At 71.7% G+C, this 19,792-nt stretch carries 15 protein-coding genes; 7 read left to right on the top strand and 8 right to left on the bottom strand.

The genetic code is table 11. The features are described from left to right. Positions 1-57: 57 nt before the first annotated feature. Positions 58-2,871 (bottom strand): LuxR C-terminal-related transcriptional regulator, encoded by a 2,814-nt coding sequence (locus ACF1AL_RS34375; protein ID WP_391777829.1) that lies wholly within the window; start codon positions 2,869-2,871, stop codon positions 58-60. Positions 2,872-3,020: 149 nt separating this feature from the next. Here ACF1AL_RS34375 and ACF1AL_RS34370 point away from each other — a divergent pair, with 149 nt between their 5' ends. From ACF1AL_RS34370 to ACF1AL_RS34360, 3 genes are all read left to right on the top strand, one after another. Beyond that, complete coding sequence (locus tag ACF1AL_RS34370) at positions 3,021-3,617, top strand: ATP-binding protein (RefSeq protein ID WP_391777830.1); 597 nt, start codon at positions 3,021-3,023, stop codon at positions 3,615-3,617. Positions 3,618-3,772: 155 nt separating this feature from the next. Next, complete coding sequence (locus tag ACF1AL_RS34365; protein WP_391698922.1) at positions 3,773-4,987, top strand: aldehyde dehydrogenase family protein; 1,215 nt, start codon at positions 3,773-3,775, stop codon at positions 4,985-4,987. A 216-nt stretch (positions 4,988-5,203) separates the two neighbouring features. Next, a complete protein-coding gene (locus ACF1AL_RS34360) occupies positions 5,204-7,036 on the top strand; it encodes a cholesterol oxidase substrate-binding domain-containing protein (protein WP_391698924.1) in 1,833 nt (610 codons plus the stop codon). 69 nt (positions 7,037-7,105) lie between these two features. Here the strand turns inward: ACF1AL_RS34360 and ACF1AL_RS34355 are convergent, their stop codons facing one another. Next, positions 7,106-7,894, bottom strand: coding sequence for a hypothetical protein (locus ACF1AL_RS34355; RefSeq protein WP_391698926.1), 789 nt, complete (start codon positions 7,892-7,894; stop codon positions 7,106-7,108). 366 nt (positions 7,895-8,260) lie between these two features. Next, positions 8,261-8,752: a hemerythrin domain-containing protein gene (locus ACF1AL_RS34350; protein ID WP_366839574.1), complete on the bottom strand. Its 492-nt coding sequence runs from the start codon at positions 8,750-8,752 to the stop codon at positions 8,261-8,263. 165 nt (positions 8,753-8,917) lie between these two features. On the opposite strand from ACF1AL_RS34350, the gene ACF1AL_RS34345 reads away from it, so the two are divergent. Beyond that, positions 8,918-9,088: a hydrophobic protein gene (locus ACF1AL_RS34345; RefSeq protein ID WP_366839594.1), complete on the top strand. Its 171-nt coding sequence runs from the start codon at positions 8,918-8,920 to the stop codon at positions 9,086-9,088. On the opposite strand, the gene ACF1AL_RS34340 is transcribed toward ACF1AL_RS34345, so the two are convergent. Continuing rightward, complete coding sequence (locus tag ACF1AL_RS34340) at positions 9,036-9,404, bottom strand: sigma-70 family RNA polymerase sigma factor (RefSeq protein ID WP_391698929.1); 369 nt, start codon at positions 9,402-9,404, stop codon at positions 9,036-9,038. The two genes, ACF1AL_RS34345 and ACF1AL_RS34340, sit on opposite strands and share 53 nt — an antisense overlap. Before the next feature lie 231 nt (positions 9,405-9,635). Between ACF1AL_RS34340 and ctaD the strand changes: the two genes are divergently transcribed. After that, a complete protein-coding gene (gene ctaD, locus ACF1AL_RS34335; RefSeq protein ID WP_391661162.1) occupies positions 9,636-11,366 on the top strand; it encodes a cytochrome c oxidase subunit I in 1,731 nt (576 codons plus the stop codon). Beyond that, a complete protein-coding gene (locus ACF1AL_RS34330) occupies positions 11,363-11,755 on the top strand; it encodes a cytochrome c oxidase subunit 4 (protein ID WP_366839572.1) in 393 nt (130 codons plus the stop codon). The genes ctaD and ACF1AL_RS34330 overlap by 4 nt, the downstream gene beginning before the upstream one ends. 106 nt (positions 11,756-11,861) lie before the next feature. On the opposite strand, the gene ACF1AL_RS34325 is transcribed toward ACF1AL_RS34330, so the two are convergent. Further along, positions 11,862-13,511: a cytochrome bc complex cytochrome b subunit gene (locus ACF1AL_RS34325; protein WP_391828545.1), complete on the bottom strand. Its 1,650-nt coding sequence runs from the start codon at positions 13,509-13,511 to the stop codon at positions 11,862-11,864. 268 nt (positions 13,512-13,779) lie between these two features. On the opposite strand from ACF1AL_RS34325, the gene ACF1AL_RS34320 reads away from it, so the two are divergent. Beyond that, the gene (locus ACF1AL_RS34320; protein ID WP_391698933.1) at positions 13,780-14,340 is read left to right on the top strand and encodes a hemerythrin domain-containing protein; all 561 of its coding nucleotides are present in this window, start codon (positions 13,780-13,782) and stop codon (positions 14,338-14,340) included. Between the two features lie 144 nt (positions 14,341-14,484). Here the strand turns inward: ACF1AL_RS34320 and ACF1AL_RS34315 are convergent, their stop codons facing one another. The 3 genes from ACF1AL_RS34315 to ACF1AL_RS34305 form a co-directional block, all read right to left on the bottom strand. Further along, positions 14,485-15,129: a hypothetical protein gene (locus tag ACF1AL_RS34315; protein ID WP_391777832.1), complete on the bottom strand. Its 645-nt coding sequence runs from the start codon at positions 15,127-15,129 to the stop codon at positions 14,485-14,487. A gap of 121 nt (positions 15,130-15,250) precedes the next feature. After that, a complete protein-coding gene (locus ACF1AL_RS34310; RefSeq protein ID WP_391777833.1) occupies positions 15,251-16,588 on the bottom strand; it encodes a hypothetical protein in 1,338 nt (445 codons plus the stop codon). Positions 16,589-16,785: 197 nt separating this feature from the next. Beyond that, positions 16,786-19,329, bottom strand: a complete 2,544-nt coding sequence (locus ACF1AL_RS34305) for a discoidin domain-containing protein (RefSeq protein ID WP_391777834.1) — start codon at positions 19,327-19,329, stop codon at positions 16,786-16,788. Between the last annotated feature and the right edge of the window lie 463 nt (positions 19,330-19,792).

Raw genomic sequence — 19,792 nt, 5'->3', positions numbered from 1 at the left:
AGCGACGGGTGCCCTCGGCGAGCGGGTCCGCGAAGCCCGTCGCCCGCCGGTGGAAGGTCAGCTCCCGTGCCGAGGCGGTGGCGGGGTCCCCGTGGACGGCAGGGCACGGGCGAGTTGGGTACGGGAGCGGATGCCGAGCTTGCGGTAGATGCGGCTGAGCATCGCCTCCACCGTCTTGACGGAGAGGAAGAGCCGGGCCGCCGCCTCCCGGTTCGACGCGCCTTCCGCGACGAGGTCGGCCAGGCGCCGCTCGGTCTCGGTGAGCTCGCCGACGGCCGCGGCGGTGCCGGCGGCGGTGTCGCGGGCGGCGCCGTGCAACCGGTTCAGCAGGTCCTCGACGAGGTGGAGCCAGGGGCGGGCCTGGGCGTCGTGGAAGAGGGTGCGGGCCTCCTGCCAGGCGGAGCGGGCGGCGGCCGGGCGGCGGCGGCGCCGTTCGAGGCGGCCGAGCGAGACGAGGGTGCGGCCGTGGTCCAGCACCAGGCCGAGCGCGGCGAAGTGGGCGGCGGCCTCGCCGAGGAGGGCGACGGCGGTGTCCGTCTCACCGCGATGTGCGGCGCACAGGGCGCGCGCCCGCGTGGCCGCCGCACCCAGGCCACCGGAGAGCATCTGCGGGTCGTGGCACTTTTCGAGCAGTTCGTCGAGGACACGTGTGCCGTCGTCCGGCGCGCCGTCGGCGGCCAGGGCCTCGGCGAGTTCGGGCTGCCAGGGCAGGACGCGCGGGTCGCCGACCTGCCGGCCGGTCTCCAGACGGCCGAGTTCGCGCAGGCTCTCGACGGCGGCGCGGGGGTCGCCCCCGATCCGCTGGGCCACCCCGAGGGCGAAGAGGTTGCGCGAGACGAAGAGCGCGTCCTGCTCGTCGCGGGAGGTCGCGAGGCCCTGGCGTGCGTAGGCGCGGGCCTGGCGGAAGCTGCCGCCCGCGGCCTGGGCGACGGACGCGCTGAACCAGGCGGGCCCCAGGGAGAGCCCGGCCGCCGTACACAGGGAGATGACGCGCTCGCTCCACTCGACGGCCTTGGCGGCCGGGCCGGAGCGGGCCGACACCTCGGCGAGCGTGCGCAGGATCTGCTCCAGGTCCTCGGTGTCGCCGCTGTGCTCGGCGACGGCCAGCAACTCGACGAGCCGTTCCCGCGCCTCCTGCAGACGGTCGTCGTGCACGGCGAACCAGGCGGCCAGGTACTCGGGGGAGGCCCGGACACCGATGTCCTCGACGGGTACGCCCAACGCGAGGGCGCGACCGAGGGTGTCGGTGGCCGCGGGATCGCCGGCGATGCGCTGCGTGCGGGCGAGCTGGGTCAGCGCGGTGGCTCTCATCCGCCGGTCGCCCGCCTGCTCGGCGAACTCGACCGCCGCCGTCGCGGCGTCCCGGGCGGTCGCCGCGCCCAGGCCGCAGATATTGGCCCTGATCGCCGCCCTCAGCTCCACCTGGGCCTGGAGCGCCGGATCCCCCTGGGCCGCCTGGCGGGCGCGCGCCAGGACGTCGTCGAGCTCGCCGAGGGCCTGCCCGCCGACGTCGAGGACGGCGAGCAGGGCGGCGACGCGTTCCCCGGTTCCGGGGCGGGCGGCGGTGATCGCGTGGTGGACGCGGTGGGCGACCCCCGCACGCCCGCCGGCGACGGCGTCGGTGGCGGCGACCGCCAGCCGGCGCAGCCGCTCGGCGCGGTGGCGGGCGGGGGTGTGCTCGGCCGCCAGGAGCAACAGCTCCGCCGCCAGGTCGCGCTCGCCGTTCGACCGGGCCAGGGCGCCGGCCTGCTCCGCCTCCGCGGCGGCGGTCTCGTCGGGTGCGTCGAGGGCGAGGACGCGGTGCCGGGCGGCCTGAACGGGGTCGTCGAGGGCTGCGGCGAGTGTCTCGTGGAGGCGTCGCAGGTCGTCGTGGGCGCAGTCGGCGAGGGCGGCTTCGCGCAGCAGACCGGCGGTGAACACGGGGGCTCCGTCCGCGGCCCTGGTCAGGATGCCCGCGTTCTCGGCCTGGACGAGATGGTCGTCGACGTCCGGGTCGCCGGAGCAGCGCCGCAGCAGAGCGGGGGCGGGCGTGTCGGCGAGCGCCGCGAGGCGCAGCGCCCGGACCGCCGGGGCGGTGACCTCCTGGAACCAATGGGTGGCCGCGCGGGTGGCGAGAGGGTGGACGGCGAGACCGTCCGGGCGGCCGGCGAGATCGGTCAGCAACGCCTGGGTGAGCGCCGGGTTGCCGCCGGTGAGCTGGTGGACGTGCGGGGCGGACCGTACCGGAAGGGAGTGGGCGTCGAGGAGGCCGGCCGTCTGGTCGACGCTCAGGCCGGTGAGCGGCAGCACGGGCGCGTGGTGGCCGCACACGCGCCAGGCGGTGCGGGGGGCCGTGGCCGAGCGTTCGGCGGCGACGAGGTGCAGCGACTGAGGGCCCAGGACGTGGGCCTGGTGGGACAGGGCGTCGACGCTGGCGGGGTCCAGCCACTGGAGGTCGTCGATCAGCAGCAGGACGCTCCCCGTGCGGACGAGGCCGGCGAACAGGGCGGTCAGGGCCGTCCCCACCGCGGCCGGGTCGAGGGGCCGCTCGGGCGCGTTCCACGGCAGCAGACGCTCCAGGTGGATGCGCGGCTGCTCGGCGACGCCGTCCAGCGTGCCGGGCTCCAGCAGGGCGAGCAGGTGGCCGAGGCCGCTGAAGGACCGGCCCGCCCAGTCCCGGTGCGTGTTCAGGAACAGGGTCCGCTGCCCGCGGTCGGCGGCCGCGCGGGCGAGCTTTCGGAGCACGGTGGACTTGCCGCCTCCCCACGGACCGAGGACCACGGCCCGGCCGGACTCGCCCAGGGCCTGGTGCAGCTGATCGCCCGCTTCGGTGAGGGTGGGGGCCTCGATCCTCACCGGGATGCCCGGGCCCGTTCTGTGATCAGGGTCCACCCGACCGACAGTAAGCGGCCACCCGGCCGCGCACAATGCTCGGTACCTGGTCACCGCGGTCCCCGCGAGGGGCTTCGGCGACGACGAGGGTTTCCCCCGATGCCCCTGCGGGCGGCCGCTGATGAGCATGGGCGCATGACGATCAGCCGATGCCAGGCACCACAGGAGTCGACGTGATCACCACCGAGCACCCCACTCCCGTCGCCGCCGACCGCGTCCAGCACGGTGACGCCTCCCCGGCAGCCACCCGAGCGGCGGCGCTGTGCGCCCTGCCGGTGACGCCTCGCAGCGTCCCGGCCGTCCGGCGCTTCGTGCGCGGCGCCGTCCGGTCGTGGGCGGTACCGGCCGATACGGAGGACACGTTGCTCCTGGTCGTCAGCGAGCTGGTCACCAACGTGGTGCTGCACAGCACCAGTGCCGAGGTGACGGTGCTGGTGTCGTTCGACGGGGTTGTCCTGACCGCCGAGGTCAAGGACCAGGGCCGCTGGCTGACCCGTCGTACGCCCCGGCGGGTGGCCGAGGACGACGACGCCGCCTTCGGCCGGGGCCTGGCGCTGGTCACCGCCTGCACGAGCTGGTGGGCCACGGACGTCACGGCCGACGGCACCCGGGTCGTCGCCCACTGCCCCGTCGCGGGGGCGGCACCTGAGAATCCGACTCCTGAAGTCTTCGCACGAGCACGGGCGTTCGTCGACGCCCGTGCTTCGACGTCTCTCCGCGCTCCGTCCACGCGACGCGACGAGTGATCACCCGCGGAGCACGTTCCGCGACCGGCGACGGCGCGGGCTCGCAACACCCCAGCTGCGACTCGCCCGTCGATGCCCCACGCCCCCTTCGGACACCTCTGGTCCGTCACGCAGAACACCGCCCGGCCTCCAGTGAGTTGCTCCCCCAAGGATGGATGATCTTGCCCGGATCCACTGAAGAGAAGCTCTCCGTCTCCGCCCCGCGCCGTGCGGGGACGGTGGCGTCCGCTCACCGTCCGCACGCCGGAGGCCCCATGCCGACGCGAGCCGTGTCCGCAGCGGCGGCGGCAGCCCGGCAGTGGGCGTCGCTCGAAACCCTGCGGGCACAGGCACTGTCGACGGTGGCGAGCGCCCTGGAGACCGCCCGGGCGGAACTCATCGCGATCGCCGCAGCCGAGACCCGTGTCGCCAGACCGCAACTGGAGCGCGAACTGACGCGCACGACACTCCACCTGTCGCTCCACGCGAACCAGATCCTGTCCGGTGGGCGCGTCGACGGCCCGGTCGGCACACAGCAAGAGCACCAGCCGACCGCGGAGGGGCCGGTCCTGGTCTTCGCCTCGGACGAGGTTCCGTTCGCCTTCGGCGTGGCAGGCGCGCACACGGCCTCGGCCTGGGCGGCCGGCTGTCCCGTGGTGGCCGTGGCGCACCCCTCCCACCCCCGTCTGTCCCGTCGCACCGCACAGGTCGTCGCGCGGGCACTGGAGACAGCAGGTGCACCCGAGGGCGCGTTCGCGCTCGTCGAGAACAGGGCGCAGGGAAGGGAGATGCTGCGCCACCCCGCGTTCCGGGCCGCCGCGTTCACCGGCTCGACGGTGGAGACCAAGGCGCTGGCCCGGGTCGCCGCCGAAGGCCTCGGACCCCGGGTGGTGCACGGCGAACTGGGCAGCGTGGACGCGACCGTGGTCACTCCGGCCGAGGCGGAAACCCGTGTCTGGGAGGTCGCCGAGAATTTCGCGGCGTCGCTCAGCCGCGGCGTGGGGCGCTACAGCGCCGACCCCAGCCTGGTGTGCGTTCCGGCACGTCACCGCATCGTCTACGAGATCGCCTGGCGGGTACGCAGCCTGCCCCCGGCCCAGGGGCTGGACGCTGCGACGGCCCAGGGGTTCCTGCGGGAAGTCACGGAACTCGCCAGGCGCACCGGCGCGCTCAGGCTTCTGTGGTCTCCCGACGTCACGCCCCTGGCGCCCCGGCTGCTCGTCCTCCACGGGGCCAAGCTCACCTCGAGCCTGTCCCGGATGGCGAGGGAGGCCTTCGGGCCCCTGGGGCTGGTCGTGCTCTACGAGAGGTGGGAGGACGTGAAGGAGATGGTGCCCGACCTGCCGGACCTCACCACGGGGCTGTACGCGCAACCGTGCCGATCGCGGTGAGCCCGGCTGTCGTGACGTGCCAGGCAGACAAGCGGCTCGCCGAGGACGGGCCGCCGCCTACAGGGCACGAGCCCCGAGAGGAAGCCTGTTCGAGGCGCATTCACTCGTTCATGTGAATCGGCCGAACGCGTGACCGTGGGACCTTCTGCCCTGGGTAACGTGCCGGCTCGACCGGCCAGGGCGCGCCGGACCGGACCAGGACAGGGGGATACGGGGATGACGGGGAGTCCTTCGGACCACAACGGCGGGCTGTCGCGACGCAGGCTGCTCGCGTCGTCGGCGGCCGCGGGCGGCGCGGTCTGGTTGCTGCGCGGGCTGGTCCGCCCGGGAAGCGCCTACGCGGCCTCGGCACCGCCGCCCGGTTTCCCGGCCGGGATCGACCTCCATCAGCGCGCCTACGAGAACTGGGCCGGCGAGATCCGTACCGACCAGCTGTGGACCTGCGTGCCGCGTGATCCGCAGGAGGTGCTGGCCGTCGTCAACTGGGCCTACGGCGCGGGCTGGACGGTCCGCGCGCAAGGGCACCGGCACGGCTGGGCTCCCCTCACGGTGGCCGACGGCACCCCCGCCGCGGCCAAGGTCGTCCTGCTGGACACCACCGCACACCTCACCGCGATGTCGCTGGAGCAGCAGGCCGCCGACGGGTCGGCCGCGATCCGGGCGCAGGCCGGTGCCTCGCTGGAGACGCTGCTCGCGTTCGCCGGCGCGGCCGGATACGGAGTCGCCTCCGCGCCCGCGCCCGGCGATCTCACGGTCGGCGGCGCGCTCGCCGTCGGCGCGCACGGCACGGCCGTCCCCGCCGTCGGCGAGAGCCTTACGCCGGGCCACGGCCACGGCTCACTGAGCAACCTGGTCACCGAACTGACCGCGGTCGTCTGGGACGAGACCGCCGGCCGCTACGCCCTGCGCACGTTCGGCCGGGCCGAGCCCGACTGCGCCGCGCTGCTCACCCACCTCGGCCGCTCACTGGTCACCGAGGCCGTCGTGCGGGTGGGCAGCGACCAGAACCTGCGCTGCCAGTCCTTCCTGGACATCCCCGCCACCGAGCTGTTCGCCGCACCCGGTGCCCCGGCCGGCACGCGGACCCTCGCCGGCTATGTGGACCGCACCGGCCGGGTGGAGGCGATCTGGTTCGCCTTCACCGACCGCCCCTGGCTGAAGGTCTGGAGCGTCGCCCCGCAGCGGCCGCTCGCCGCCCGCGCCGTCGACGAGCCGTACAACTACCCGTTCTCCGACTCCCTCCCGGAACCCGTGGCACGACTGGCCGGGGACCTGGTCTCCGGGGCGTGGGCGAGCGCGCCGCTCTTCGGGCGGGTCCAGTACCTGCTGGCCAAGGTCGCGCTGACGGGCGACATCACCGACGTCCTGCTCTCGGGGAGCGCCGTGCGGGACGTGCTGACCGGCGACGTCCTCACCCACCTGCTGGCGGGCGGCCTGCGCTCGGACCTGTGGGGCGCCTCCCGCAACCTGCTGCAGTACGTACGGCCCACCACACTGCGCGAGACCGCCAACGGCTACGCCGTCCTCACCCGCCGGGCCGATCTGCAGTGGGTGGTCAGCCGGTTCACGGACTTCTACCGCACGCTGCTCGCGCAGTACGCGGCGCGCGGCGAGTACCCGGTCAACGGCCAGGTGGAGATCCGCGTGACGGGACTGGAGGACCCGTCCGTGTGCGGGGTCCCCGGCGCCCGGCCCCCGCTGCTGTCCGCTCTGCGGCCACGGCCCGACCGGCCGGACGTCGACACCGCGGTCTGGATCGACGTTCTCTCCCTGCCGTCCACCCCCGCCCTGCACCGCTTCTACCGCGACCTCGAGCAGTTCCTGCTGTCGCTGGACGGTGACCGCGCGACGGTGCGCGTGGAGTGGTCCAAGGGCTGGGCCTACAGCGACACCGCCGCATGGTCCGACTCCGACGTCCTCACCCGCGCCGTCCCCGCGAGCCACCGCGCCGGCGGCGGCCCCGGCTGGGACGAGGCGGTCACCACGCTCGACCGCCTGGACCCCCACCACGTACTGTCCAGCCCGTTCCTCGACGCGTTGCTGCGCTGAGCGAGGCAGGGGGCTCGACGCCCCGTCAGGCTTTGCGGCCCCCGTCCACCGGTGAACGTGGTCGACGGCTCAGATGCGGTACCCGAGGTGGATGTGGTCGTGATGGGTGGCGTCCGTGAAGTACTGACCCAGGGCTCCGCCGCTCAGCTGGACGGGGCCGCCGACGTTGTAGGAGCCTCCGGCCGCCGCGTCCCGCATGAAGGAGGCGAGCAGGCTGCGGGGCGTGGAGGGGTCGACCACGGCGCGGCCGTCGATCTGCCAGACGTCGAAGGCCCGGCCTTTGGGGTGGTCGCTGGGGCGGGAGGTGCCGAAGACGTCCAGCGGATGGCCGGAACGGATCACGCTCACATACATCCGGTACTTCTCCGCCAGGTGCAGCATCGCCTCGAGGACACCGACGTGGATGTGCCCACTGCGCACGTCGGCCCGCGCGGCAGGCGGGAGCTGAATGCGGGCGTCGTCCAGCACTCTTCGCGCGGCTACGGGCAGGGAGGACGTCGCGGCGCCCGGGCGGGCGGGGTGTAGGGCGGTGACCGTCCACCGCGGCCGTGCGCGGCTGAGCCGTACGTCCACCGTGGTACCGCCCGCCGTGACGACGCCTTCCCGGCGTGTCCACTGCCGGCAGACGACCAGAACGCTCGCGGTGTCCGCCAGGATGCCGCCGTACTGCGCGTCCACCACCTGCACCGTGGCCTCGTCGGCAGGAGCCAGCAGCGGCCCCGCCTGGCCGGCGAGGTCCGGCGGCAGTCCGAGGGCCGACACCCGGCGCCGTGCCGCGCTGATGCCCTGCTGCCCGGGGCGCCAGCTGCCGAGAGCCTCGACGAGTTGTACGGCACGCAGCTTGACCTGGGGCTCCACGTCCCCCTGGCTGGGCCGCCAGGCCGTCGTGCGGGGGAGGGGGCGGGGGCTTCCGGGCGAGGCACCGATCGCCGGCACCGGCGGCGATCCCGGCGTCCGTGTGCTGGAGACAGCCGAGGGCGTGCCGCGAGTACGAGCACCGGAGCATCCCACGACGCCGGCCGCCAGTCCACCCGCGGCCAGCAGTACCGCCCTGCGATCCACCGAGGGCGACGGCTGCGGGTCGTGTGCCATCCGCTGTTTCCCTGATCCGAAGACGTCCCGCGACGCGGTCACCGTCACCCTACGTCCCGTCGGCCTCCGCCGCAGGTGCAGACGCAGGGGCCGGGCCCGTGACGTCGGGCCCGGCCCCTGCGCTCGGCCTGCTCAGGAATTCACGATGCGCCGGACGTTGTCGAGTGAGCCGCAGCCGGCCTTCAGCTGACGCTCGCGCTCCGCAAGGAATGCCGCTCCCAGTTCCTCGCGCCGCTCCATGGCCACGTTCTCGCGCGCGCCGTTGAGAATGGTGCGCTCCTCCTCGTCGGCGTGGTGGGTGACGGCCTTCACCAGCTCCTCCAGCTTGGAGTCCCACTCCTCGGAGCCGACCTCCTCGACCTCCAGGAGGTCCAGCAGAGCCTGGTTGCCCTCGTCGTGCTCGTCCTCGCCGTGCTCGACCTCTTCGTCGTCGATGTTCTTGTACCTCTTGAGGGCCGGATAGACCTTGGCCTCCTCGGCCAGCGCGTGGGCGATCAGCAGGTCCGCGAACTCCTGGAGCGCGGCCGCCCGGTCGGCTTCGACGCTGCGCATCTGGTGGAACAGCTCCTCCATGCGCCGGTGGTCCTGGAGGATGAGCTCGACGACGTCCTGGGTCTCGGCCATTGTGGGGCACCACTTTCGTGCGAATTGATCGGATGCCTCTACCGCATACCCTGACGGCCCGCATTGATGACTTCTTTGTTTTCCGGCGTGGCCTGGCAAACAAAGGAACTGCCGACGAATGCATGTCGCATTGCAGGGCAGACGGAGGTCAGGAGGTTGATAACTATGGTTCCGCTTTTGCTTGTCCTGCTTCTTGCGCTCATCCTTTTCGGCGCCGGCTTCGCCGTGAAGATTCTCTGGTGGGTGGCCCTGATCGTCCTCGCGGTGTGGCTGCTCGGCTTCGTCATGCGCTCCACCAACGCCGGCGGCGGCCGTGGCCGCTGGTACCGATGGTGACCTGACGAACGCACCCCTTCCTCGAGGCCCGGCCGTGACCACGGCCGGGCCTCGAACTGCGCTCCGCCAGACACCGCGAAAGCAGCCGGGACACATGCATCTGCGAGACGCCGACCGACGCGGCGATCAGCTGCTGGGTCTGGTCGTGGAAGAAGCGCAGCACCACGATCCGGCGCTCCCGCTCGGGGAACTGCTTCAACGCGTCGATCAGCGCGACGCGCTCGGCGGCGGTCTCGATCCCGTGATCCCGCCCTCCCATCCCATCGCAGAGCGCGGGCACCGGACGCCTGTTCCAGAGCTTGTCGAGCGGGGTCATGCGGACCTCTGCAAGGGCCAGCTTCCTGGGGCGTCAGAGCATGGGTCCCCCATTCGTTTAGCCTATGCAAACTTCACCCCCTCGCCACATTTCGCCGTCGTACGGATGCGCCCGATGGCGCACCGCTCCCGCAGGTGTGCGCTACGCCGATGTTTACGCCGAGGTCATGGGGGCTATCCCGTTGTGCGTTCGTCACCGAGGCCGACGCGTCGGCGCACCTGGAGGGCGCTCATGTCGAAGTCGCATCCGACCGTGGGGCAGGAGGAGGGCGAGGAGGGCGCCGTCCATGGCCGGCCGCGGGTGAGCGTGGGGGAGAGGATCCGGGACTACCTGACCACGACCGACCACAAGAAGATCGGCAACCTCTACCTGGTCACGTCCTTCGGTTTCTTCCTCGTCGCCGGCCTGATGGCGATGCTGATGCGTGCCGAACTCGCCCGGCCGGGTCTGCAGATCGTCAGCGAGCAGCAGTACAACGAACTGTTCACCATCCACGGCACGATCATGATGCTGCTGTTCGCGACACCCACCTTCACCGGCTTCGCCAACGCCGTCATGCCGTTGCAGATCGGCGCCCCCGACGTCGCCTTCCCCCGGCTCAACGCGCTGACCTACTGGCTGTTCCTCTTCGGCGGACTCACCGTCCTGTCCGGCTTCCTGGTGAGCTCGGGACCCGCGCCCTTCGGCTGGTTCGCCTACTCCCCCCTGAACGACTCGGTGCACAGCCCGGGCCAGGGCGGTGACCTGTGGGCCATGGGGCTGGTCCTGTCCGGGGTCAGCACGACGCTCGGGGCCGTCAACTTCATCGCGACGATCGTCTGCCTGCGCTGCCCGGGCATGACGATGTTCCGGATGCCGATCTTCACCTGGAACGTGCTGTTCACGTCCATCCTGGTGCTGCTGGCTTTCCCCGTCCTGACGGCTGCCCTGCTGGCCCTGGTCGCCGACCGCCGTTACGGCGCGCACATCTTCGACTCGGCCACCGGCGGGGCACTGCTGTGGCAGCACCTGTTCTGGTGGTTCGGCCATCCCGAGGTCTACATCGTCGCGCTGCCGTTCTTCGGTGTCGTCACCGAGATCATCCCGGTCTTCAGCCGCAAACCGGTCTTCGGCTACGTGGGCATGGTCGGCGCCACCATCGCGATCACCATGCTGTCCGCCACCGTGTGGGCCCACCACATGTTCGCCACAGGCGCGGTGCTGCTGCCGTTCTTCTCCCTCATGTCCTTCCTGATCGCGGTGCCCACGGGCGTGAAGTTCTTCAACTGGATCGGCACCATGTGGCACGGCAGCCTCTCCTTCGAGACCCCCATGCTGTGGTCGCTCGGATTCATGGTCACCTTCCTGCTGGGCGGGCTCAGCGGTGTCCTGATCGCGTCCCCCGCGCTGGACTTCCATCTGACCGACAGCTACTTCATCGTCGCCCACCTGCACTACGTGCTCTTCGGGACGGTCGTCTTCGCCATGTTCGGCGGCTTCTACTTCTGGTGGCCCAAACTGACCGGCCGCCTGCTCGACGAACGCCTCGGAAAGATCCACTTCTGGACCCTGTTCGTCGGCTTCCAGACCACGTTCCTCGTCCAGCACTGGCTGGGGGAGAGCGGGATGCCGCGCCGTTACGCGGACTACCTGCCGGCCGACGGGTTCACCGCCCTGAACACGGTGTCCTCGATCGGTGCCTTCCTGCTGGGGCTGTCCACGCTGCCGTTCCTCTACAACATCTGGAAGACCGCCCGGTACGCGCCGAAAGTCGAGGTGGACGACCCGTGGGGGTACGGCCGCTCCCTGGAGTGGGCCACCTCCTGCCCGCCGCCCCGGCACAACTTCACGGCACTGCCCCGGGTCCGTTCCGACTCACCCGCCTTCGACCTGCACCACCCGGAGCTCCGCAAGGAACTGGCCCCGCAGGCCCACGGAACCGTCGAACCGACCCCCGACACGCTAGGGACGCAGAGCGAATGAAGCACGAGGCCTATCTCTTCGCCGGTGTGGCCGGCTTCTTCCTGGTCACCGACATCGCCTACGCCTGGGCCGCGCGTGAGCCCGCCGGCATCGCGGCGCTCACCGTGTCCTTCCTGATGGCGTCGGTGATCGCCTTCTTCTCCTTCATCAACTACCGCCGCAAGGGCATGCGCCCCGAGGACCGCCCGAAGGCGCACATCCAGGAGCGCAGCGGGCGCGTGGACTTCTTCCCGCCGCACAGCCGGCACCCCGTGGTGACCGCCGTCGGCGCCACCGTCGTCGCCAACGGCCTCGTCTACGGCGTATGGCTGATCCTCATGGGCCTGGGCATTCTCGGGCTCGGCGTGTTCGGCATGGTCTTCCAGTACAACGGCCGGGAGAGCGGCTGAGGGCCGAGCCCCGCCGCGTGCCGAGAGAGCCACCGACGACCGAGGCCCGCCCCGCCGGACGGGCCTCACGCATCCCTTGGCCGACCGTCTCGGGCTCCCGTCGGCGTCAGTCGGACTCCTCGTCGTGGCCGATGCCGCCCGACACCGGGTCGGCGGTCCGGCCGGTGGCCTGCAGGCGCTCCTCCGCCGTCGCCGGCATGTCCACGCGATCGCGGTAGTACCAGGAGCTGAGCGCGGCCTGCATCCGGCTGCGCAGCGGCGCCCCGGCACCCGGGTGCTCGAGCGGCCGCGGGACGTCGCGCACCAGCGCCTTGTATCGCTGCTCCCGGTCGACGGGCCGGTGGGACTCGCTCATGCCGCCCGCGAGGTCCTGGAACACCTCCCCGGTCTCCTCACCCTCCGTCAGCAGCTGGCGTCCGTGGCGCTGCAGGGCGAGACACACCCGCTTGGTCACCAGATGGGACACCACCGGCAGGACGAACAACGAGACGCGGAAGATCCAGGTCAGCGTGTTGACGGAGACGTTGAACCATACGGTCATGACGTCGTTGCCCCCCGCCATGAGCAGCACCGCATAGGCGGCGACCGCGGCCACCCCGAGCCCCGTGCGCGTCGGCTTGTCGCGGGGACGGTCGCACAGGTGGTGTTCCACCATGTCCCCGGTGACCCAGCGCTCGAAGAAGGGATACGCGTACAGGATCGTGAACACCAGGGCCGGCAGGACCACGGCGGGCAGGAAGACGTTCCACATGAAGGTGTGCCCGGCGACGTTCCACTCGACGCCGGGCATCAGCCGCAGCGCTCCCTCCAGGAACCCCACGTACCAGTCCGGCTGGGCGTCGGTGGAGACCTGGTCGGGCCGGTAGGGGCCGAAGAGCCAGACCGGGTTGATCTGCGCGACCGCCCCGAGCACCGCGGTGACGCCGGAGACCATCAGCGCCAGTCCCGTCGACTTGGCGACGAACGTGGGGAACATCGGCTGGCCGACGACGTTGCGGTTGGTCTTCCCAAGGCCCGCCCACTGGGTGTGCTTGAGGTAGACCACCAAGATCAGGTGCACGGTGATCAGGGCGATCAGCACGCCCGGGACGAACAGCACGTGCAGGATGTACAACCGGCGCACGATCGCCGTACCGGGGAAGGAACCGCCCCAGAACAGGAAGCTCAGATAGGTGCCGACGACGGGGATCGACAGCACGATCGAGTTGGCGGTGCGCATGCCCGTCCCGGACAGCAGGTCGTCCGGCAGGGAGTAGCCGCAGAAGCCCTCCAGCAGCGCCAGCAGGAACAGGGTCACCCCGATCACCCAGTTCAGTTCCCGGGGCCTGCGGAAGGCGCCCGTGAAGAACACCCTGAGCATGTGGACGCCGATGGCCACCACGAAGATGAGCGCCGCCCAGTGGTGCATCTGGCGGATCAGCAGACCGCCGCGCACGTCGAAGCTGAGCTGCAGCGTCGTGTCGTACGCCTTCGACACCAGCAGGCCCTGCAACGGCTCGTAGGAACCCGTGTAGGGGGCCTCGGCGAGACTCGGGTCGAAGTACAGGGTCAGAAACGACCCGGTGAGCACCAGGACGAGGAAGCTGTAGAGCGCGATCTCCCCGAGGAGGAACGACCAGTGGTCCGGGAACGCCTTGCGCAGCAACTGGGCGGCGAGCTCCGAGACCGGCGAGCGCCGGTCGACCGCGACGTACGCCCGGAAGGCCACCTGCCGTTCCCTTGCCTTCACCCTCTGCCTGCGTCGCCGTAGCAGCACGCCGCACCACGCTCCTCGGTCGGGCCTTCGTCCGCGCCGCACGGCCCGCGGGTCGTAGCTCAATCCGAGCTCGCACGGCGGGCGCACGAATACCCCACCCCCGCGTTTCTCAACCGGGGGCGTCCGGCGGGCACGGGCCACCAGGGGGAATGAAACGGCCGGCTGCCGGGAACCAGTGCCGGGCGCCGGCTGTCCTCGGCGCGAGTGCGGCCGCTGCCCGGGCACCAGCCGGCCGCCGGAACGCACGGACGCCTTCGAGGAGCCTTGAGTGGTCAGCGACAGCGGCATCATCGGCGAGCTCGCGAGGGACCACCACCGGATCCAGGGCCTGCTGGACCGGACACGGTCCGCGCCGCCCGGGAGCGAGGAGCGCACCTCGCTCGTCGAGGAGGCCGGCAAGCGCCTGGTGCGCCATCTGGTGGTCGAGAAGGAGTATCTGCATCCGCTGCTGCGCCGCCACGTGCTGGACGGCGAGGAGTGGGAAGGGAATCTGCTCGCCGTCGACCGCAGCATCGAGGAGACGCTGAAGTCCCTCGAACAGGTGCCGCCGTCCGGTGAACGCCATACGGAGCTGCTGCTGACGCTGATGGCGGACGTCACCCGGCACGTCGTGGAGCAGGAGCAGCGGGTGTTCCCGCGGCTGCAGGCCTTGAGCCCGGCGGCCGAGCTGCGGGACGCGGGCAGCGAGGCGCGCGAGGCCGAGGCGGTCGCGCCCACCCGGCCGCGGCCCGAGGCACCCGACTCACCGGCCCTGACCCGGCTCACCTCGTCCGTCTGGGGGCCGTGGGACCGACTGCGCGACCGGCTGAGCCGCCGCGGCCTGCTGTGACGAAGCCCAATTCGTCGGCCCGGGCCCCGGACAGGCCGACTACGCCGAGGCCCGGCGCAGTACGCCGTGGCCCGGGTGGAAGGGTCGTATGGCGCACCTTGATCCCCCGCTCGACGACACGCCGCCGGCCGACGTCTGAGGGTGTCAGGTGCCCGGTTGGGCGCCCGGTGTGCGGGAGCCGATGGCGCCCGGTGTTCGGGAACCGGTGGCGCCCGGCTTCGCCGGCGCCCATGGCGGCCTGGCCGAGGCGTCGGCGGGGTCGGGCTCGGCGAGCGTCAGCCCCCAGACGTCGTCCTCGCCGATACGGGCCTCGATCTCCTTGATCTGCCCGGTCCTGTCGAAGTACAGCACGACGACCTGCCGTACGGAGCCCTCGTCGTAGAAGTCGGCCGTCACCTCGCCCTTGGCCGCCGTGCCGAACGACTTGACCCAGTTGCGGGCCGTGACGTCGGCGTCCTTGCCGTCGACGCCCAGCGCGGCCAGCCCTTCGGCGTCCCCGTCCGCGAGCCGCCACACGGCCTTCTGCACGGTCTCCAGACTTCCCGCGGAGGGGTAGCCGACGACGTGCAGAGGCTGGTGGTTGGCGTAATCGCTCCGATAGTCGTGGGACTCGTCCGCCGCGCAGCCCGCGAGAAGCCCGCCCAGAACGGCCGTCGCGGCGATGCCGACAGGTCTCGCCTTGCGCACCCATACGCGGACGGGGCTGGCGCCGACTTGGTCGGCACCGCCGACCGGCGGAAGCGGCCCAGTGGGCGACATGGCTGCGCAGGACCAGGGGGACGACGTCATGGGCTCACCTTAAGGACAGACCTGGTGAAGAGCCGCCGCCCGCCGCCGTCACCGGTGCCCTGGCAGCGCTGCGCAGCTGACAACCGTGCAGGCGGGGTCGACGTCGGCGGCGCGCTGGCCCTCACTTGTGGGTGAACACGCACGCGATCCGGGTGTCCGGGTTGCTGCTCAAGCCCACGATCGCGCCGCCGTCCGCCCGGTTCACGCGGGCGTGTGCCCCCGCGAAGCCGCGCGAGGTGAGGAAGACGCCCAGGGCCGCGATGCACTCCTCGACCTTGCCGGTCGCCGGATCGAGGACCGGCTCGGTGCGCGGGGTCACCCGCTCCTGCACCAGGTAACCGCGCTCGGCGGCCGTCTTCAGTGCCTCCCGCCAGGCGGCGTCGGAGCACTCCCAGCCGGCGATGGTGTCCAGGCCTCCGTGGCCCGCGCCCGGTTTGAGGATCAGCTCCTCGCGGCGCTCCTGGCACTCCGTCAGGAGAGCCGCCGGGGTCGCCGGGCCCAGCGTGCGGCTCCACGGCAGCACCCGTTCCACCAACTGGCGCTCCGCGTCGGTGAACACGTGCGCCGAGCGCGGGTCGGACAACATGGCGAGGGCGTTCTTGTGCGCGTACAAGCCGCTCTCCAGCGTGGTGAACAGCACCGTCCGCCCCGCGTCGTGCGCGCGGAACAACTGCTCGGCGACCTCCGGGCCCGCCGGGTCGTCGAGCAGCTGGCTCGCGCCGAAGTTGCGCAGCACCAGGTCGAGGGGCGCGCCGTGCAGGGTCAGCTTTCCGTCGGAACGGGTGCGCAGTTCGCCCACCTCGCCGATCCGCAGGTCGAGGCCCTGCATCGCCATCGCCTCCCGCATCGACCGCATCAGCGGCCCGTACGCGGCGACGCCCCCGTGCCCCTCGATCAAGCCGATCACCGGCTCACCCGCACCGCCCGACAGCACCGGCCTGGCCCGCTCACGCAGATCCTCCGCGAGCCGCGCGGCCGTGTCGACATACTCCAGGCCGTGCGCGGCGGCGAAGGCGGAGAACTCCGGGACGCCGAGCAGCGCGGCATTGCACACGGCCATGTCCAGGCCGCCGATCTCGCTGCCGATGTTGAACTCCAGGAGCCGGTAGCCCCGTCCGTCGTGGTACGCGTCGGCGCGGGCCAGCTGCGCCGGGCGTCCGTCCGCCGAGCGGCGCAGCAGGGCCGCGTGCCGGGGCGGGAGCCCGAGGGCGGCCGTGTACCGCTTCAGGTCCCCGTCGAACAGGCGGACCGGCAGCGAGACGAGGAGCGCGAACAGGCTCTCCAAGTCGCGCGCGAACGCGGCGGTTTCCTCCGCCTCCACGAACCACGGCTGGTGCAGCAGATGCCTGCCCCAGGCGCCGCCGTACACGGGCGGCAGCACGGCCCGCGCGACCACGTCCCGCAGCCCCTGGTTCCCGTTCCGGCACTCGTCCACGTATATGCGGCTCAGCTGAGTCATGGGATCAGTCGATCACGGACCACCGCCCGAGCGGGAGGCCCACGGAACGGGGCGAAGCCCGGAGGGGGAGACAACACCTTGCCTCCCCCTGCCGGCCCCGGGCCGAAGTGGACCTCCCGGCGACGCGTCCGGCGGTAAAGGAACGGCGAGCCGCTCGTCGCGGCTCGCCGTGGGACGGGGTCAAGGACGGCGACCGGTCACGGGAACTGGACCACCTTGGACGGGACGGTGTTCGTGCCCGAGGTGGGCGCGCCGGTGTCGTTGACGACGTGGGCGTACTGGCCCATGCCGCCGAGGGAGATCACCAGCAGGTCGTGCAGCTTGATCCCGCTTTTGACCGGCACCTGGAAGCCGTGGGCCTGCACGATCGAGGGGTCGGCCGTGTAGTTGCAGTAGCTGCCGAGGCCCCATGCCTCGTGGGTGTTGACGGTGTCGGCGACCTTGTAGGCCGCGTAGCCGACGATGCCGTCGTGGGTGATGGCGGCGGCGTTCGGGGCGTCGTAGGCCTTCTCGTTCTGGAAGAAGATCGTGCGGCCGCGCTCTCCGCTCCAGTAGACGTCGTACTTGTTGAAGTGCTCGACGAAGAGCCCGGTGGCGAGGACGTCGTTGCCGTTGACGCGCAGGCCGTAGTCGGCACGGTTGGTGTCCCAGCCGACGCCGCTGCCGTGGTCGGCCCGCCAGATCCAGGTGTGGTCGATCACGGTGTTGTTGCTGTTGACCACCACGGAGTTGGTGGCGAGGCCGGGGCCGGCGCCGCCGATGCGGATGAACACGTCCTGCATGGTGGTCGGGTTGGCGGAGTGGTCGGCGGTGGAGCCGGGGGTGCCGATGCGCAGCAGCGTGTCGGAGTTGACCGGGCCCGCGTCGATGAGGAACCCAGCGAGCTTCACGCCGTCGACGTCGGCCACGTGCAGGGCGTCGATGCCGTTGTCCGGGACGAGGGTGGCGAGCCCGAGACCGAGGACGACGGTGTTCGCGCGGGTGACGTCGATGGTCTGGTCGAGGTGGTAGACGCCGGGGGTGAACAGGAGGTTGAGGCCTTGCGCGAGGGCCGCGTTGATGGTCGCCGCGGTCGCGCCCGGCTTGACGACGTAGAACTGGTCCAGCGGGAGCGAGGTCCCCGCGTTCGCCGGCCAGGAGACCCCGCGGGCGTTGGTGCGCTTGGCCGGGACGAACACCTTGTAGGCGGAGCCGTCCAGGTAGAGGAAGGGCTTCTCGCGCGAGACCGGCGTGGTGTCCAGGGTGGTGTACGGGCCGCTGTCGAAGTTGGTGGCCGGGGCGCCCTGGACGCCGGTGAAGGTCATGTTCCACACGCCGTTGGTCCAGCCGCCGACCGAGCTGTCCCGGGTGTACCACTGCTGCTGGGAGTACGGGCCGACCGTGCCGTCGATCTTCGAGTCGGCGATGTAACCGCCGGAGGCCCAGCCGTAGCCGTTCGGCGCCAGGTTGAGACCGCCCTTGACGTGGATGCGGCGGAACGGGGCGGCCTGCGCCACGGCCCAGCGGTCGGTGCCGTTGGACGGTGTGATGGCGAGGTTCTCCGCCGAGCGCCAGAAGTTCTGGGTGGCGTTGCCGTTGAACCAGCCGGCGTCGACGGTCACGTCACCGTTGATCTGCGTGTCGTCGGGGTTGAGGCCGAGGCCGGAGATGGAGGTGTAGAAGCCGATCTGGGCGTTGATGCCGTTGTAGGTGCCCGGCTTGAGCAGGAACTGGTAGCGGCCGGTGCCGAACTGGTTCGACTCCTGCTTGGCGAAGACGTCGTCGAACTTCTGCTGCAGGTCGGGCGTCGAGGGATCGACGACGATGACGTTCGGGCCGAGGTCGCCGCCGCCCTGGACGGGCGGGACGCCGGTGGTGCCGGTGTGCACCGCGACCTCCCACAGGGAGTATCCGTAGCCGGTGCCGCGTGCGGTGCCGAGGATCCGTACGTACCGGCCGGAGCCGCTGACGTCGTAGGACGCCGTGCCGCCGCTCGCGCCGGTGACACTCTTGAGCGTGTTCCAGCTCTGTCCGTCGGCGGAGGCCTGGATCTGGAAGTCCTTGCCGTAGGCGGCTTCCCAGTTCAGGTCCACCTTGCACAGGTCCTGCACCGAGCCGAGATCGACCTGGAGCCACTGCGGGTCGGCCGGCTGGCTGGACCAGCGGGTGGAGGTGCTGCCGTCGAAGGCGGCCGAGGCGGGGGTCCCGGCATTCTCGGTGGAGGACGCCGAAGCAGGCTTGCCCTGGGCCGCGTTGGCCGTGCCGCAACCCGGCTGCGTGCCGTTCGGGGAGCCGAACACCTGGAACTCCCACAGGGAGTAGCCGTACGGGGTCGCGCGGTGCACGCCGAGCATGCGCACATAACGGCCCTGGCCGGACACGGCCAGCGTGTCGAGGCCTCCGTCCCCTCCGGTGACGGATTTCAGGTCGGTCCAGGTGCCGCCGTCCTGGGAGATCTGGACCTTGTAGTCCTTGCCGTAGGCCGCCTCCCAGTTGAGTACGACCTGGGTGACCGAGGCCGTGGCGCCGAGGTCGACCTGGAGCCACTGGTCGTCGGTGGCGGCCGAGGACCAGCGCGTCGCCGTGTTGCCGTCGACCGCGTAGGCGGCGGGCGTGCCGCCGTTCTCCTGGGACGACGCGGTGACCGTCTTCCCTTGGGACAGGGGCGTCTCGGCGGCGGAGGCCGCGGTGGAGGCGGCGAGGGGCAGGGCGCACAGCGAAGCCGTGGTGGCGAGCGCGACGCCCAGGGATCTGAGTCTCATACGGGTCCCTGCGGGGTGGGGGTGGACGGGGACGGCGACGGGGGCGGTGCCCGCGTGCGCCGAGGCACGCGAACACTGCGGCGAGGCCCGCCGCGTGCTTAGTTCAAGACTTGAGTTAACTAGTGATTTCCGTCGGGTGACAAGCCCCTGTCACGTAAAGGCCGTTGACCTCGCGGACTTGGTCCCGCTGTGCGCGGCACCCGACGGTGCGTCACCTCGGCTGATGCAGGCGGTCGGTTCAGGACTTGAATCAAGACGGAAGAAAAATGGCACGGGCTTCTTGACCGCCCCCTGCCCGCGCGGCATGGTTCGGAGAGCGCTCTCCCACGCCGTCTCCCCGTGCCCCGGCAGCCGTTGCCGGCCGCCCGACGGGGTTCCACCGCGACCGGGACCACCGGAGCCGGCGAAACACACGCCCCCCGCAGCCGCCGTAGTTCCTCCGGCGAACACACCGTCAGGAGCA

It is taken from the genome of Streptomyces sp. NPDC014801 (genome assembly GCF_043082085.1).
Lineage (GTDB): Bacteria > Actinomycetota > Actinomycetes > Streptomycetales > Streptomycetaceae > Streptomyces.
The sequence above is the reverse complement of the archived record's forward strand: the minus strand, read 5'-3'. Positions and strand labels throughout refer to the sequence as shown.

Bases quoted from the DNA above. Each gene is read 5' to 3' on its own strand.
- ACF1AL_RS34350 (WP_366839574.1), bottom strand. From the start codon at position 8,752: ATGGCCGAGACCCAGGACGTCGTCGAGCTCATCCTCCAGGACCACCGG.
- ACF1AL_RS34315 (WP_391777832.1), bottom strand. From the start codon at position 15,129: ATGACGTCGTCCCCCTGGTCCTGCGCAGCCATGTCGCCCACTGGGCCG.
- ACF1AL_RS34340 (WP_391698929.1), bottom strand. From the start codon at position 9,404: ATGACCCCGCTCGACAAGCTCTGGAACAGGCGTCCGGTGCCCGCGCTC.
- ACF1AL_RS34360 (WP_391698924.1), top strand. From the start codon at position 5,204: ATGACGGGGAGTCCTTCGGACCACAACGGCGGGCTGTCGCGACGCAGG.
- ACF1AL_RS34310 (WP_391777833.1), bottom strand. From the start codon at position 16,588: ATGACTCAGCTGAGCCGCATATACGTGGACGAGTGCCGGAACGGGAAC.
- ACF1AL_RS34345 (WP_366839594.1), top strand. From the start codon at position 8,918: ATGGTTCCGCTTTTGCTTGTCCTGCTTCTTGCGCTCATCCTTTTCGGC.
- ctaD (WP_391661162.1), top strand. From the start codon at position 9,636: ATGTCGAAGTCGCATCCGACCGTGGGGCAGGAGGAGGGCGAGGAGGGC.
- ACF1AL_RS34305 (WP_391777834.1), bottom strand. From the start codon at position 19,329: ATGAGACTCAGATCCCTGGGCGTCGCGCTCGCCACCACGGCTTCGCTG.
- ACF1AL_RS34330 (WP_366839572.1), top strand. From the start codon at position 11,363: ATGAAGCACGAGGCCTATCTCTTCGCCGGTGTGGCCGGCTTCTTCCTG.
- ACF1AL_RS34370 (WP_391777830.1), top strand. From the start codon at position 3,021: ATGCCAGGCACCACAGGAGTCGACGTGATCACCACCGAGCACCCCACT.
- ACF1AL_RS34365 (WP_391698922.1), top strand. From the start codon at position 3,773: ATGATCTTGCCCGGATCCACTGAAGAGAAGCTCTCCGTCTCCGCCCCG.